This is a genomic window from Bradyrhizobium cajani (assembly GCF_009759665.1).
Classification (GTDB): Bacteria; Pseudomonadota; Alphaproteobacteria; order Rhizobiales; family Xanthobacteraceae; genus Bradyrhizobium; species Bradyrhizobium cajani.
This window is the reverse complement of the sequence record NZ_WQNE01000046.1, coordinates 19349-32802: the sequence shown is the minus strand read 5'-3', so window position 1 is coordinate 32802 and position 13454 is coordinate 19349. Positions and strand designations below refer to the sequence as shown.

Sequence of the window (13454 nt, the reverse complement as noted above, 5' to 3'; positions counted from 1 at the left end):
ATAGTCACGGCATGCTCTGAAGAAACGGATTGACGATGGTGAGGCCGCCGAGACTACGGCCATGCTGCAGGTCTTCGCTGTAAAGCGAGTTGCAGCCTGCCTCGAGCGCGGTGGCAACGATCAGTGCATCGTAGAATGCGAGAGTGTGATCACGGGCGAGCGCGATGGCCGCCGCGTGGGTGTCGGCCGTGATTGGCACGATGTCGGGAAAACGGAAACGAATGGACTGCACGGCTGCCTCGACGACCGACCAGTCCTGCCTCTGCTTCTTGCGCAGCACGTTCGTGAACTCGTTCAGCACCTGCGCGCTAATGACGCCGCCGCCGGCAATCGTGTTCAGCGCCCGCTCGCGCCGGGTATCGGTCGAAAAGGCATAGATCAAAATGTTGGTGTCGAAGAACGCACTCACCGCTCGTTCGCTTCATCGCGGTTGAATTTGTAACCTTCGGGCAGGGGGAATCGGAATTGCTCCACCTGCTTGAGAAATTCCGCTTGCCTGTCGACCTTCTCCACTGCGAGCTGACCTTTCGAGGCTTCCACTACGTTAAGCTCGTCCCCGGGCGACAGGTTCAAGGCTTCGACGAGTGCCTTGGGTAAGCGAACCGCGAGGCTGTTGCCCCATTTGGAGACCAGCATCGGCCTGCTCCATGATATACAAAGTTGATGTATATCATAGAGCGGATATTCCATGATGCAAGGGGGCCTCAAGGCCCGTTTCGACCGTGCTGGACGCCTCGATACTAACCACTATCTGCGCTAAGCGCCTAAGAATTGGAGCCTGGCGCTATCTTGGTTCGGCAGAATACGTGGTCGGCGTCATGAAGAGTGCATTTTCAAGCGGTGGAGCGATCTCGAACATTTGCGCGCGGTTACGAAAGTGAAATACACGTCGAATTCGATATCGATCACTTTTCTCTGCAGCGACTTCAACCTCCCTTCTCGTGAGCCAGAACGCTGTGCGTTCGTGTCCGCAGGTCGTCTTGATCTCCAACAGCCGCTCTTGGCCATCAGGCTCGAAAGATCGGACGTCGTAACCGTAGCCATCCCCGTCGAGATCGGAAATCCAGCGAACGCCATCAGCAAGATCTTCGCGCCCAGCACGCCGCAAACGGTCGCGCTCGAACTCCACAACGAATTTCTCTCCGGCTTTCCCCAACTCGCGATTTCTCGCATCGCGCTCGGCAGGGTCGAACTTCCCGACTAATCGCCGGACGGCGGGCGTCAGTGTCTTGTCGAAGTCCGCGACAGACGGCGGAACAACGAAAACGGCATCGTCGTTGAGCGCCAGCGGTTGAGTGTCCGTGCTTGCGGGGTAAAGAAAATCCGGCGTACCTCGAACGTTGCGCTCAACTGCAGCCACCAACGCATCTTGATAATGCGCCAACGGTTTGTAGCCGTTGATCCACTGTGTCCCGAGCATATCGAGAACGGCGGAGATGTTTTGAAGCTTGCGTTCGATTGAGCCTTCGGACCGACGGACGATTTTCATAAGCTGGCGCCGGCTCTGCGCCTTGCTGTAGGCGACGCCCGCTCTCTCTGAAGTTAGCATCCGAAAATAGCTGTCGACCACGGCGGAGAGTTCACTCTCCGTCCAGGGTGTTCCAGCAATCCCTTCAGTATTCTCCCGATCCAAGTCTCGCCCCTCGGACCCAGAGAGTATCAGGGAGGCCACTGGGCGCAATCTCGGTGCGCAATGCCATAAGGAGTGAAAGTTCGAGAGCGACTAAATCGCTTTACTTCACCGCCCCAAACCGGCTGTCGAATGAATTCGACGACACCACCGGCGCGGCGCCAGCCATCTGCCCGCTGTCACCGGCACCATCGCTCCCCGACGGCTTCAGCGCCGGGCGCGTTGCGGCGACCTTGGTTTCGGCCGGCTTCGCCGGCTCGGCGGGCTTGGCGGCAACCGCAGCCGGCTTCGGCGCGTCCTTCGCTGCATCCTTCACGGTATCTTTGGGCTTGTCATGGCCGGGCACGAAGCGGGTCACTGCGGCCTTGAGCCGCGATGCTGCCGTGGGCGGCGTCGTGGAGGTCTGGGCCGGAGCTGCGGACGCGGTGGCTTGTGGCGGCGGCGTGGTCGCCGTGGTGTCGGCGGTGCCGAAGCCCATCTTGCGGCCGAGGTTCGAGAAGAAGCCTCCGCCTTGCGATTTGTCTTGCGATTTCTCTTGGGATTTCTCGGCCGGTGCAGCGGCGGCGACGCGGGTGCTGGTCGCGGGCGCGCTGACGGCTGTGACCGGCTCTTCCCGCGGCGCGGTCGCGGCCGCATCGAGATTCGGTTTCGGCGGATTGACGTGGCCGGGAATGGTGCCGGGCGCCTTCGCCATCGCCAGCATCTGCAGCGTGGTGCCTTCGGCGCCTTCCGACAGGCCGGTCGAGCCTTCCGGAATCTTCGCGGCGAACACCTTGTTCATGCCGCCGTCGATGCCGGTGTTCATGCGCGCCACCGGCGTGCCCTTGGCGACGAGCTTAGCGTATTCCGTCTCGTCCTTGGCCTGCTTCTCGCGCACAGCGCTGGCGATGTCCTCGGGGATCACATAGGCCGGACATTTTGCCGAGGCGTCGAACACCGGATCGCGCTTGGCGTCCGCCGGCTTCGCCGCGTCGAACACGTATTTCTTCTCGCAGAAATCGACCTTCGGCTCCTGCCGCGTCACCTCGAAATGATCGTAGCCTTCCTTGATCATCTTCCAGAACGCCATGTTCGGATTGTTCCGGTGCTTGGCCATGTTCACCGGCGTCATCTTGAACGGATAGGCCTGGAGCTGGAACGCCTTCTGGCCGCCGAAGAAGGACTCGCGGCCGAGCGAATAGATCTCCGCGATCTGCTCGTCCGTCATGGCGTAGCAGCCGCGCGACGAACAGTCGCCATGCACCATCAGCTGCGAGCCGGTGCGGCCGAGCGCCTTATCGAACGCGTTCGGATAACCCGTGTTGAACGACAGATAATAGGCCGACTGCGGATTCATCTGGCCCGGGTTGATCGAGTAGAATCCTTCCGGCGCCTGGCGGTCGCCCTCACGCACCTTGGGGCCGAGATCGCCCGACCAGCGGCAGATCGGATAGGTCTTGAGCAGCGCGAACTGGCCGTTGCGGGTCTGCTTCCAGACCTCGAGCTCGGCCTCCTGCTTGAACAGGCGGACCAGGATCGGCGATTGCAGATCCATGTCCTTCTCGACCATCGCGGCGAGCAGCTTTGGCGGCACCGGCTGGTTGGCCTTGGCGTTGGTCGCGAGCGAGACCTGGTCGGTGTCGCAGCCGGCCAGCACAAGACTGGCGGCAAGCGCGACCGAAGCCAAAAACGCGCGAGCAAGCGAACGAGAAATCAAGATCGACCCCACACCGAGCCGGGCAAGCGGCGCGAACCCCAATCTTTTGGAGCATGGCCTGGCCGGAGAACCGGACCCGTCGTGACGGGCTTTTTTCAGACCACGCTCCAGCGCTTATGCCCTGAAGCCATTGATTAAAATTCTAACCTCTGGGTCATGTGGTCGCAACCCGAGCGGGGATCACGAGCCCGTTGGCCCAGTGGCATGGTCAACGAAGACTGAATGGACGCGACTTGGGACGTAACTTGGGCCTTTCGGCCCGATTGGAACAGAGATCGCTGATTTGGGCAAAAAAAGGGTTAACGCCGGGTTACCGGGGTGGTCCGGCGCGGTTTGGCCTGGCGTCAAATTCAGTGTCGTCCTGGCTTTCGCCAGGACGACGGCGGGGTGGGGCCCAAACGCGCCCGAATCAGCCCAGTTTCCGGCCGATATCGAGGAATTTCTGCCGCCGCTGCTTGCGGATGGCGTCGGCGTCGAGGCCGCTGAGCTCGTCAAAGGCCTTGGCGATGGCATCGCCCGTGGTGGCGATCATAGCGGCGGGGTCGCGATGGGCGCCGCCGACCGGCTCCTTCAAAATGCTGTCGATCACCCCGAAGCGGAGCATGTCCTGGGCGGTGATCTTCATGTTGTTGGCGGCTTCCTGCGCCTTGGTGCCGTCGCGCCAGAGGATCGAGGACGCCGCCTCCGGCGAGATCACGCTGTAGATCGCATGCTCCAGCATCATCACCTTGTTGGCCGTGGTGATGGCGATGGCGCCGCCCGACATGCCCTCGCCGGTGATGATGGCGACGTTCGGCACGCCCAGCGCCAGGCAGGCATCGGTCGAGCGCGCGATCGCCTCGGCCTGGCCGCGCTCCTCGGCGCCGATGCCGGGATAGGCGCCGGCGGAATCGGCGAGCGACAGCACCGGCAGGCCGAACCGCTCGGCCATCTCCATCAGCCGCACGCATTTGCGATAGCCCTCCGGCCGCGCCATGCCGAAATTGTGCTTGATGCGGCTCTCGGTGGAATCGCCCTTCTCCTGGCCCATCACGCAGATCGGCTCGCCGCGGAAGCGGCCGAAGCCGGCGACCAGCGCCTCGTCCTCGCCGAACTTGCGGTCGCCGGCGAGCGGGGTGAATTCGGTGATCAGGCCCTTGATGAAGTCGTTGAAATGCGGCCGCTGCGGATGCCGCGCGACCAGCGTCTTCTGCCAAGGCGTCAGGTTCAGATAGAGGTCGGCCAGCGCCTGTGCCGCCTTGTCCTCGATCCGCCCGATCTCATCGGTGATGTCGGTGCCGGAGGCGGCCAGCGCGCGCAATTCGTCGACCTTGGAATCAAGCTCGGCGACGGGCTTTTCGAAGTCGAGATAGCTGCGCATCTGGTCTTGCATCAACTCAATATAGGGAGGACGGGGCGAGGCGGCGAAGCGGATTTAGACCGGAGTAAAGAAGTTCAGCTTCTTCAATGAGTTGGCCTGTGTGCTCCTGGCGCCGGCCAAATCAGTCATGAGGCCACGGCTCTTTCTGCGGAGATGTGGCCGAAGTCAAGGCGGTTTCGTGGGGGCGCCCGTAGCCCGGATGGAGCGAAGCGCAATCCGGGAAGGTCTTTCCGCGAGGTGACAGTCCCGGATTTCGCTGCGCTCCATCCGGGCTACCGTTTACGGCCTACTTCTCCGCCAGCGGGTGCAGGTCGCGCACGAGGCTCTTCAGCCGCTCCTCGACCACATGGGTGTAGATCTGGGTCGTGGAGATGTCGGTGTGGCCGAGCAGGGTCTGCACGATGCGCAAATCCGCGCCGTTGTGCAGAAGGTGGCTGGCAAAGGCGTGGCGCAGCACGTGCGGGGAAACCAGGCGGGCCTGCAGCCCCGAGGCGACCGCGAGCTCCTTGAGGTCGCGGGCAAAATGCTGCCGCGTCAGATGCCCGCTCTCGCCGAACGACGGGAACAGCCATTTCGAGGCGGCGAGGCTGTCCTTTTTCTTCTCCGTCTTCGCGGCCTCCGTCGCGGCAAGATAATCCGCCATCGCCTGCCGCGAGGCGTCGTTGAGCGGCACCAGGCGTTCCTTGTTGCCCTTGCCGCGCACCACGATCATGCGTGCGTCGCGCTTGGCCGCCGAGCGCGGCAGCGCCACCAGCTCGGAGACGCGCAGGCCCGTGGCGTAGAGCACCTCGAGCAGGCAATAGAGCCGCAAGCTCCGCAGCCGCTTGGCTGGCGAAGCCTCCTCGGCCTCGCTCAGCTCCTTGGCGCGGCGGAGCATGCGGTCGACGTCGGCGATCGACAGCACCTTTGGCAGGCCGCGGCCGCGCTTGGGGCCGGACAGGATCGCGGCGGGATCATCGCCACGGATGCGCTCGTTGAGGAGAAAGCGGTAGAGATGCCGCATCGCCGACAGGCGGCGGGCGACGCTGGTGGATTTGAAGCCGCGCGTGTCGAGATCGGCGAGGTAGTCGCGCAGCGTCTGGGTGTCGGCGTCGGCAAAGCTATGCCCGGCGCGGGTCAGAAAATCCGAGAAATCGGTGAGGTCCCGGCGGTAGGCATCCAGCGTATTCGGGCCGGCGCCTTGTTCCGCCGCGAGCATGTCGAGGAACAGGCCGGTGAGCTTGGCATCTGAGGGCTTTGCGCGCATGCCCCGTACGCTAGCTCCTATTTCTTGAGAAATTTGTCAGGCGGGATCGTCACGGTCATTTCCCGCGATTTGGGGCTGACGAAGTTCGCCAGCGCGAAGATCACGCCATAGACGATGCCGGCGATCACGGCGACGACCGTCAGGAAGCGGAACAGGCTGGGCATCGGGAAAGGTCTCGGGGCATGGCAAATTAACCAATGAAATCATCCAACATGTTCGCCGTTTCGTGGCAAGAGTCCTCTGGCGAGGCCCCCTGCGGGGTCGTATAGGTGGCCAAAGCATGCCGCCTTTGGCGGCAGATCGAGCGAGATCCAGAGCAAGATCCAAATGTCCGACGCTGCGTTGCCGATCCAAGCTTCCCCTGAGGCCGACATCCTGTCGGCTCTGGGGGCGCGCTCGATCGTGCTCGTCGGCATGATGGGGGTGGGCAAATCCACCATCGGCCGCCGCATGGCGGCCCGGCTCAAGCTGCCCTTCGTCGATGCCGACACCGAGATCGAGGCGGCGGCCGGCATGACCATACCGGAAATCTTCGAGCGTCACGGCGAGCCGCATTTCCGCGACGGCGAGGCCCGGGTGATCGCGCGTCTGCTCGACGGCGGCCCGATCGTGCTGGCGACCGGCGGCGGCGCCTTCATGCGCGAGGAGACGCGCAAGCGCATCGCGGCGAAGGCGGTCTCGATCTGGCTCAAGGCGGACCACGACGTCATCATGCGCCGCGTCCGCCGCCGCGCCGATCGCCCGCTGCTCCAGACCGCCGATCCCGAGGGAACCGTAACGCGCCTGCTCACCGAGCGCGAGCCGGTCTATAGCCATGCCGACCTCACCATCGCCTCGCGCGACGTGCCGCACGACAAGATCGTCGAGGAGTGCATCGAGACGCTGCGCACCCATCTCTGCGGCGAACAGGCATCCCAACCACCTTCCGATGTCGCGAGTGCCGCACGATGACTGCGCCGTTGAAACATTCCGATCCTGTCAACGTCGACGTCGCGCTCGGTGATCGCGCCTATGACATCGTCATCGGCCGCGGCGTGCTGGCCTCGCTCGGCGAGCGGGTCGCCGCCTTGCGCCCCGGCGTGCGCACCGCCATCGTGACCGACCGTACCGTCGCGAAATATTGGCTCGAGCCCACCGAGGCTTCGCTTGCGGCCGCGGGCATCCCGACCTCGCGCATCGTGGTCGAGGAAGGCGAGATCTCCAAGACCTATGCCGGCCTGGAGAAGGTCAGCGAAGCCCTGATCGCCGCCAGGATCGAGCGCAACGATCTCGTCATCGCGCTCGGCGGCGGCGTGGTCGGCGATCTCGCCGGCTTTGCCGCGGCGATCCTGCGTCGCGGCGTCGATTTCGTGCAGGTGCCGACCTCGCTGTTGGCGCAGGTCGATTCCTCCGTCGGCGGCAAGACCGGCATCAACTCGCCGCAGGGCAAGAACCTGCTCGGCGCCTTCCACCAGCCGGTGCTGGTCATCGCCGACACCGCCGTGCTCGATACGCTGTCGCCGCGGCAGTTCCGCGCCGGTTATGCCGAGGTCGCCAAATACGGCGTGCTCGGCGACGAGGCTTTCTTCACGTGGCTGGAGACGAACCACGCCGATATCTTCAAGGGCGGCTCCGCGCGCGAGCATGCGATCGCGACCTCCTGCCGCGCCAAGGCGGGTGTCGTCTCGCGTGACGAGCGCGAGACCGGCGAGCGTGCGCTGCTCAATCTCGGTCACACCTTCGGTCACGCGCTGGAAGCGGCGACCGGCTTCTCCGACCGTCTCTTCCATGGTGAGGGCGTCGCGATCGGCATGACGCTGGCGGCGCAGTTCTCGGCGAAACTGGGTATGATCGGCGAGGCCGATGCCGCCCGCGTCGAGCGTCACCTCATCGAGGCCGGCCTGCCGACGCGCTTGCAGGACATCGCCGGCTTCGCGCAGGAGGGCCTTGCCGACACCGACGCGCTGATGGCGCTGATGGCGCAGGACAAGAAGGTCAAGCGCGGCAAGTTGACCTTCATCCTGCTGGAGGCCGTGGGCCGCGCCGTGATCGCGAAGGATGTCGAGCCGGCGCCGGTGCGCGATTTCCTGAAGGCGAAATTGTCGCAGTGATGGCGGGCTCGTCTGGATCTGCCGCCCGCGAAACGGCGCGGAATGCCGGGGCGGCCGCGAGGCAAACATGAGTTCGATCTCGATCAATCTGCTGCTTGCGGTCCTCCTGCTCGCCGCCAACGCATTCTACGTGGCGGCCGAATTCGCCCTGGTGAAGAGCCGGGGGTTTCGGGTCAAGGCGATGGTCGAGCAGAATCGCTTCGGTGCGCGCCTGCTGCAGACGATGATGGGGAACATCGAATCCTATCTCGCATGCTGCCAGCTCGGCATCACCATGGCCTCCCTCGGCCTCGGCTGGATCGGTGAGCCGACCGTCTCTGCGCTGCTGAGCCCGGTTCTCCGTCCGCTGGGATTGTCCGAGGGCACGCTGCACTTCACCTCGTTCGTGGCGGGCTTTCTCGTGTTTTCCTCGCTGCACATCATTATCGGCGAGCAGGTGCCGAAGACGTTTGCGATCCGGGAGCCGATGCCCGTGTCGCAATGGATCGCATATCCGCTTCACGTCTCCTACCTGGTCTTCTATCCGCTGAGCTGGTGTCTCAACACCGCGTCGAGTGCGATCTTGCGCCTGATCGGGGTCCAGGAATTTTCCCAGCACGAGATCCTCACGAACTCCGAGATCGAGGGTCTGGTTGAGGAATCGGCCGTCCACGGCCAGATCGAGAGCGGCGAGGCCGAGTACATTCACAACGTCTTCCGCCTCGGTGACCTGACCGTGTCCGACGTGATGGTTCACCGCACCGCCATGGTGATGATCAATGCCGACCTGCCGCCGGAGGAATTGGTGCGGGAGGTGCTGGCCACCGAATACACACGGATTCCGCTGTGGCGCGACAAGACGGAGAACATCATCGGCATTCTGCACGCCAAGGATCTGTTGCGGGCGATCCGCGCATCGGAGGGAGATACCTCGCGCATCGACGTTGCCAGCATCATGCTGCCGCCCTGGTTCGTGCCGGAAATGCGGCCGATATCCCAGCAGCTCAAGGCGTTCCGCCGGCGCAAGACCCATTTCGCGCTCGTCGTCGACGAGTACGGCGAAGTTGAAGGTCTCGTGACGCTGGAAGACATCCTGGAGGAGATCGTCGGCGACATCTCCGACGAGCATGACGTGGTGGTGGCGGGGGTACGCACCCAGCCCGATGGCTCGGTCGTCGTCGACGGCTCGGTGCCGATCCGCGATCTCAACCGCGCCATGGACTGGCATCTGCCTGACGAAGAGGCAACCACGGTTGCCGGCCTCGTCATTCACGAGGCGCGCTCGATCCCCGATCGCGGCCAGAGTTTCACCTTCCACGGCTTCCGCTTCCGCGTCCTGCGCCGCGAGCGCAACCGCATCACCGCGCTCCGTATTTCACCGGTGCCGCGCGAGGCGGAGCTGGAAGAGGCAAAGCCGAGGCGGGCCGGGACGTCGTTTTGACGCAGCAGCTATTGGCGCTCAAGCATCCACATCGTCATGGCCGGGCTTGACCCGGCCATCCGCGTCTTACTTGCTGCACCAAAAACGTGGATGCTCGGGACAAGCCCGGGCATGACGACCGTTTTCGTACTGCCCGCAGGGCTCCTCGCAGGGGAGGGTGAGGAGCGCTACCCTTCCCCCGGCGCCTGCGCGTGAATCGCGAGTGCGTGCACGCCGCCGGAGAGTTCCGCGGCCAGCGCTGAATTTATCATGCGGTGGCGGTCGACACGGGTCTTCCCTTTGAAGGCGGCAGATACGATATAAACACGGAAGTGCGTCTCGCCGCTCGGTCGGTGGCCGGCGTGCCCCTCATGCAAATGTGACTCGTCGACGACTTGCAGGCTTTCCGGCGAGAAAGCTTCCTGCAACTTGTTGCTGATAATGTCTCTGATAGCCATGTGTGCCATTAAGGTGCGCGTTCGCACCCCGTCAATACCCGGGAGTTCTAGGTAATTGCGACCGGGTGCTCAGCTAATTGCAATGTCAAGACTTGAAGGTTTTTGCATTGCGTAGTCAAAGTCAGCCATGCCGATCGATTCATCAAAGTTCTTCGACTCCATCCGCGTCAAGCCGCGAGGCAAGCAGCCGGAAGCGAAGCCGCGCGAGACGGTGGTCGCCTGCGAATGGACGGGCTGCCAGAACAAGGGCAGCCACCGCGCGCCGAAGGGGCGCGAGAATTCGCGCGAGTACTGGCACTTCTGCCTCGATCACGTGCGCGAGTACAACCAGAACTACAATTTCTTCTCGGGCATGAATGCCGATGCCGTCGCGCGCTACCAGAAGGATGCGCTGACCGGCCATCGTCCGACCTGGAAGATGGGCGCCAATGGCGGCGTCAAGAAGGGTTCGGAAGCCGAGATCGACGGCGCCTTCGATCCGTTCAGCATGTTCAGTGAGATCAACGGCCGCGCCAACTGGCGCCGCGGCCCGGAGGCCCAGCCCAAGGCCGAGACGCGCAAGGTGATGAATGCCGAACGCAAGGCGCTCCAGGTCATGGGCCTCGGCCCCGATGCGACGCTCGCCGACGTCAAGACCAAGTACAAGGCCCTGGTGAAGCAGCACCACCCCGACGCCAATGGCGGCGACCGCTCCACCGAAGACCGCCTGATCGAGATCATCAAGGCGTATAATTATCTGAAGACGGTGGTGCGCGAGGCGTAGGGCTTCGCTGAGAGCCGCGTGGGCACGCGGCGCCACGCCCTCGGTGTCGTCCCGGACAAGCGCAGCGAAGCGGAGCGCCGATCCGGGACCCATAGCCACAGGGAGAGCTTTGGCGAAGACTCGCAGTGAATCGTGTCTTCCCGCGGTACGCACACCTTCATTTCACCGATAGATCACGCGGTATGGGTCCCTGCGTTCGCAGGGACGACGGCGGAGTGGGGAACGCCGCCCCGTAGCCCGGATGGAGCGTAAGCGTAATCCGGGGCTTCTCACACAACGACCACTTTCCCGGATTGCGCTTCGCTCCATCCGGACTACGCATTCATCACCCCTCCGGCATCGCCCCCACATACGACGAGCTCGGCCGGATCAGGCGCCCTGTCCGCTGCTGTTCGCGTGCATGCGCGGTCCATCCTGCAGCGCGCGCCACCGCAAAGATCGGCGTGAAGGCCTGCCTCGGAATCGCGAGCGCATCGAGCAGGATCGCGGTGAAGAACTCGACATTGGTCTCCAGCGGCCGGTCCGGATTCTTCTTGCGCAGGGCGCTGCGGATATAGGCCTCGACCTCGCCGGCGAAGGGCAGGTCGGCGCCGTTGGAAGCCAGTGCCTCGATCGCTGTCTTCAGCACGTCGGCGCGCGGGTCGCGCACGCGATAGACGCGGTGACCAAAGCCCATCATCCGCTCGCCGCGTGCCAGCGCCGCATCCACCCAGGACTGGATGCGCTCGCGCGAGCCGATCGCGTCGAGCATTTCCAGCACCGGTTCGGGCGCGCCGCCGTGCAAGGGGCCGGTGAGCGCGCAATAGCCCGCGGTCACGGCGGCGAACAGATCGGCCTGCGTCGAGGCCACCACGCGCGTCGTGAAGGTCGAGGCATTCATGCCGTGGTCGCAGACGGTGACGAGATAGGCATCGAGCGCGGTGACCTCGCGCGCTGCAGGCGCGCGTCCGTGCAGCATACGCAGCGTGTCGGCGGCATGGCTCACGCTGGGATCGGGCGCGACCGGCTCCAACCCCGTCGCGCGGCGGACCAGCGCGCCCGCGATCACCGGAAACGCGCCGACGATGGTCGCCTCGTGCTCGAGGCCATGCTCCGCACGAAGCCCGGCGACGGCTGCGCGAAACCCGTCGATGATGCCGATGCCTTGTGTCGCCGGCAAAAGCTCCGGCAATCGCGCGAAGGCGCGCTCGCGCGCGGCGCCCAGGCTCGCCCGCACATTGGCTTCGCTCAGTGCAGTTTTGCTGGCGCCGTTCCAGAGCCGGGCGGTGACGCCCTCGAAGCTCGATTTGGCGGCGAGGCTGCCGATGTGTTCGCCGGCGATGATCAGTTCGCCGCGCTCGCCATCGACATGGCTCAGCACGGTCTCAGCCGCGGGAACGCCGTCCAGCCCGATCTGGCTCTTGGTGAGGTGGATGTTCATGGCCCAAATCTCCTTTCCAATGCAGGAAAGGTCAGGCCTCTCGACAGATTGATCAATCTTGATTACATAAATCAATATGAAAAATTCTTCGGCGCTGTACCTCTCCGCCCGGGAAGCCGCGGCCGAGCTCGCGATCTCGCCGGCCACGCTCTACGCCTATGTCAGCCGCGGCCTGATCCGCTCCGAGCCGACGCCGGATTCGCGCAAGAACCGCTACCGCGCCGAGGACGTCCGCGCGCTCAAGGAGCGGCGGGTGCCCTCGCCGGAGCCGCGGGGGCTGCGCAGCTTCGACGCCGACCTGCCGGTCATGGACACTGAGATCTCGACCATCACCGAGGCCGGCGCGATCTATCGCGGCGTCAACTGCGTCGATCTCGCCGAGAACGACACGCTGGAGCACACGGCGACGCTGCTGTGGGACGTCTCCGGCGTCGATCCCTTCGCGCCGGACAATTTGCCCGAGATCTCCGACGAGATGCGGGCGATCGCAGAGGCCGCGCGCAGAGCCGCGCCGATCGACCGCGCCATCGCCGTGCTGGCGCTGGCAACGAGTGCCGATTCGCGTGCCTTCACCCGCGCGCCCGAGGGCCGCGCGCTGGTCGGCGCGCGCATCGTCCGGCTGCTGGTCGCGACCATGCTCAACGCCGAGCCGTCGTCCGAGCCGCTGCATCAGCAGATTGCGCGGGTCTGGGCGCCGGACAACAAGCATGCGTCCGACCTCATTCGTCGCGCGCTGGTGCTGCTCGCCGACCACGAATTGAACGCCTCCACCTTCACCGCGCGCTGTGCGGCCTCGACCGGCCTCAATCTCTACGATTCCGTCATTGCCGGCCTCGCCGCGCTGAAGGGGCCGAAGCATGGCGGCGCCGGCGTACTGGCCTCGCAGCTCGTCAAAGCGCTGGTCGATCGCGACGTCGAGCCGCTGGTGCGCGAGCGCGTCGCGCTCGGCGAGCGCTTTGCCGGCTTCGGCCACGGCGTCTACAAGCGCGGCGATCCGCGCGCGCAGTCGCTGCTCAACGCGCTGGCGCGAACTGGGGCACCGCGCAAATTCACCCGCGAGGTGCCGGAGCGGATCGCGGAGGCGACCGGCGAATTCGTCAATATCGACTACGTCCTCGCGGTCCTCGTGCACGCGCTGCGCCTGCCGGCGGGCAGTGAGCTCGCCCTGTTCGCAATGGCCCGCAGCGTCGGCTGGATCGCCCACGCCAGCGAGCAGTTGCAGTTCGGCAAGCTGATCCGGCCGCGGGCGCGGTATGTCGGGCCTGCGCCGGGGCGGCGGGCGGGAGCTGCGGATTCCAAGAGCTAGACCCTCATGGTGAGGAGCGCGGAACGCGCGTCTCGAACCATGCAGGCCCGGCTGCCACCCTCCCCTGGAGGGGGAGGGTCGATCGC

The 13454-nt window shown here is 64.7% G+C and carries 14 protein-coding genes; 5 read left to right on the top strand and 9 right to left on the bottom strand.

Annotated elements, in window-relative coordinates; translation table 11 throughout:
* Positions 1 to 4: 4 nt before the first annotated feature.
* From GPL20_RS34695 to GPL20_RS34665, 7 genes are all read right to left on the bottom strand, one after another.
* Complete coding sequence (locus tag GPL20_RS34695; protein WP_254125478.1) at positions 5 to 409, bottom strand: PIN domain-containing protein; 405 nt, start codon at positions 407 to 409, stop codon at positions 5 to 7.
* Complete coding sequence (locus tag GPL20_RS34690; RefSeq protein WP_157336596.1) at positions 406 to 636, bottom strand: AbrB/MazE/SpoVT family DNA-binding domain-containing protein; 231 nt, start codon at positions 634 to 636, stop codon at positions 406 to 408. The genes GPL20_RS34695 and GPL20_RS34690 overlap by 4 nt, the downstream gene beginning before the upstream one ends.
* 148 nt (positions 637 to 784) lie before the next feature.
* The gene (locus tag GPL20_RS34685) at positions 785 to 1633 is read right to left on the bottom strand and encodes a protein NO VEIN domain-containing protein (protein WP_157336594.1); all 849 of its coding nucleotides are present in this window, start codon (positions 1631 to 1633) and stop codon (positions 785 to 787) included.
* Between the two features lie 100 nt (positions 1634 to 1733).
* Entirely contained in the window at positions 1734 to 3326 is a 1593-nt protein-coding gene (locus tag GPL20_RS34680) for a L,D-transpeptidase family protein (protein WP_167533343.1), read from the bottom strand.
* 409 nt (positions 3327 to 3735) lie between these two features.
* Positions 3736 to 4698 carry an acetyl-CoA carboxylase carboxyltransferase subunit alpha gene (locus tag GPL20_RS34675; protein WP_157336590.1) on the bottom strand — a complete coding sequence of 321 codons (963 nt, stop codon included), beginning with the start codon at positions 4696 to 4698 and terminating at the stop codon, positions 3736 to 3738.
* 274 nt (positions 4699 to 4972) lie between these two features.
* Positions 4973 to 5932, bottom strand: coding sequence for a site-specific tyrosine recombinase XerD (gene xerD, locus GPL20_RS34670; RefSeq protein WP_157336588.1), 960 nt, complete (start codon positions 5930 to 5932; stop codon positions 4973 to 4975).
* A gap of 17 nt (positions 5933 to 5949) precedes the next feature.
* A complete protein-coding gene (locus GPL20_RS34665) occupies positions 5950 to 6096 on the bottom strand; it encodes a histidine kinase (protein WP_157336586.1) in 147 nt (48 codons plus the stop codon).
* 163 nt (positions 6097 to 6259) lie between these two features.
* Here GPL20_RS34665 and GPL20_RS34660 point away from each other — a divergent pair, with 163 nt between their 5' ends.
* From GPL20_RS34660 to GPL20_RS34650, 3 genes are all read left to right on the top strand, one after another.
* Entirely contained in the window at positions 6260 to 6883 is a 624-nt protein-coding gene (locus GPL20_RS34660) for a shikimate kinase (protein WP_157336584.1), read from the top strand.
* Positions 6880 to 8022, top strand: coding sequence for a 3-dehydroquinate synthase (gene aroB, locus GPL20_RS34655; RefSeq protein ID WP_157336582.1), 1143 nt, complete (start codon positions 6880 to 6882; stop codon positions 8020 to 8022). The genes GPL20_RS34660 and aroB overlap by 4 nt, the downstream gene beginning before the upstream one ends.
* 67 nt (positions 8023 to 8089) lie before the next feature.
* A complete protein-coding gene (locus tag GPL20_RS34650) occupies positions 8090 to 9442 on the top strand; it encodes a hemolysin family protein (protein WP_157336580.1) in 1353 nt (450 codons plus the stop codon).
* 167 nt (positions 9443 to 9609) lie between these two features.
* Here GPL20_RS34650 and GPL20_RS34645 read toward each other — a convergent pair whose 3' ends face one another.
* Complete coding sequence (locus GPL20_RS34645; protein ID WP_157336578.1) at positions 9610 to 9879, bottom strand: BolA family protein; 270 nt, start codon at positions 9877 to 9879, stop codon at positions 9610 to 9612.
* 127 nt (positions 9880 to 10006) lie between these two features.
* On the opposite strand from GPL20_RS34645, the gene GPL20_RS34640 reads away from it, so the two are divergent.
* Positions 10007 to 10642 carry a J domain-containing protein gene (locus tag GPL20_RS34640; RefSeq protein WP_157336576.1) on the top strand — a complete coding sequence of 212 codons (636 nt, stop codon included), beginning with the start codon at positions 10007 to 10009 and terminating at the stop codon, positions 10640 to 10642.
* Between the two features lie 325 nt (positions 10643 to 10967).
* Here the strand turns inward: GPL20_RS34640 and GPL20_RS34635 are convergent, their stop codons facing one another.
* Positions 10968 to 12062 (bottom strand): citrate synthase/methylcitrate synthase, encoded by a 1095-nt coding sequence (locus tag GPL20_RS34635; RefSeq protein WP_157336574.1) that lies wholly within the window; start codon positions 12060 to 12062, stop codon positions 10968 to 10970.
* A gap of 76 nt (positions 12063 to 12138) precedes the next feature.
* Between GPL20_RS34635 and GPL20_RS34630 the strand changes: the two genes are divergently transcribed.
* Positions 12139 to 13368: a citrate/2-methylcitrate synthase gene (locus tag GPL20_RS34630; RefSeq protein WP_157336572.1), complete on the top strand. Its 1230-nt coding sequence runs from the start codon at positions 12139 to 12141 to the stop codon at positions 13366 to 13368.
* Positions 13369 to 13454: the final 86 nt, after the last annotated feature.

Bases quoted from the DNA above. Each gene is read 5' to 3' on its own strand.
- GPL20_RS34675 (WP_157336590.1), bottom strand. From the start codon at position 4,698: ATGCAAGACCAGATGCGCAGCTATCTCGACTTCGAAAAGCCCGTCGCC.
- GPL20_RS34630 (WP_157336572.1), top strand. From the start codon at position 12,139: ATGAAAAATTCTTCGGCGCTGTACCTCTCCGCCCGGGAAGCCGCGGCC.
- GPL20_RS34690 (WP_157336596.1), bottom strand. From the start codon at position 636: ATGCTGGTCTCCAAATGGGGCAACAGCCTCGCGGTTCGCTTACCCAAG.
- GPL20_RS34635 (WP_157336574.1), bottom strand. From the start codon at position 12,062: ATGAACATCCACCTCACCAAGAGCCAGATCGGGCTGGACGGCGTTCCC.
- GPL20_RS34645 (WP_157336578.1), bottom strand. From the start codon at position 9,879: ATGGCTATCAGAGACATTATCAGCAACAAGTTGCAGGAAGCTTTCTCG.
- GPL20_RS34665 (WP_157336586.1), bottom strand. From the start codon at position 6,096: ATGCCCAGCCTGTTCCGCTTCCTGACGGTCGTCGCCGTGATCGCCGGC.
- GPL20_RS34640 (WP_157336576.1), top strand. From the start codon at position 10,007: ATGCCGATCGATTCATCAAAGTTCTTCGACTCCATCCGCGTCAAGCCG.
- GPL20_RS34650 (WP_157336580.1), top strand. From the start codon at position 8,090: ATGAGTTCGATCTCGATCAATCTGCTGCTTGCGGTCCTCCTGCTCGCC.
- GPL20_RS34660 (WP_157336584.1), top strand. From the start codon at position 6,260: ATGTCCGACGCTGCGTTGCCGATCCAAGCTTCCCCTGAGGCCGACATC.
- aroB (WP_157336582.1), top strand. From the start codon at position 6,880: ATGACTGCGCCGTTGAAACATTCCGATCCTGTCAACGTCGACGTCGCG.
- xerD (WP_157336588.1), bottom strand. From the start codon at position 5,932: ATGCGCGCAAAGCCCTCAGATGCCAAGCTCACCGGCCTGTTCCTCGAC.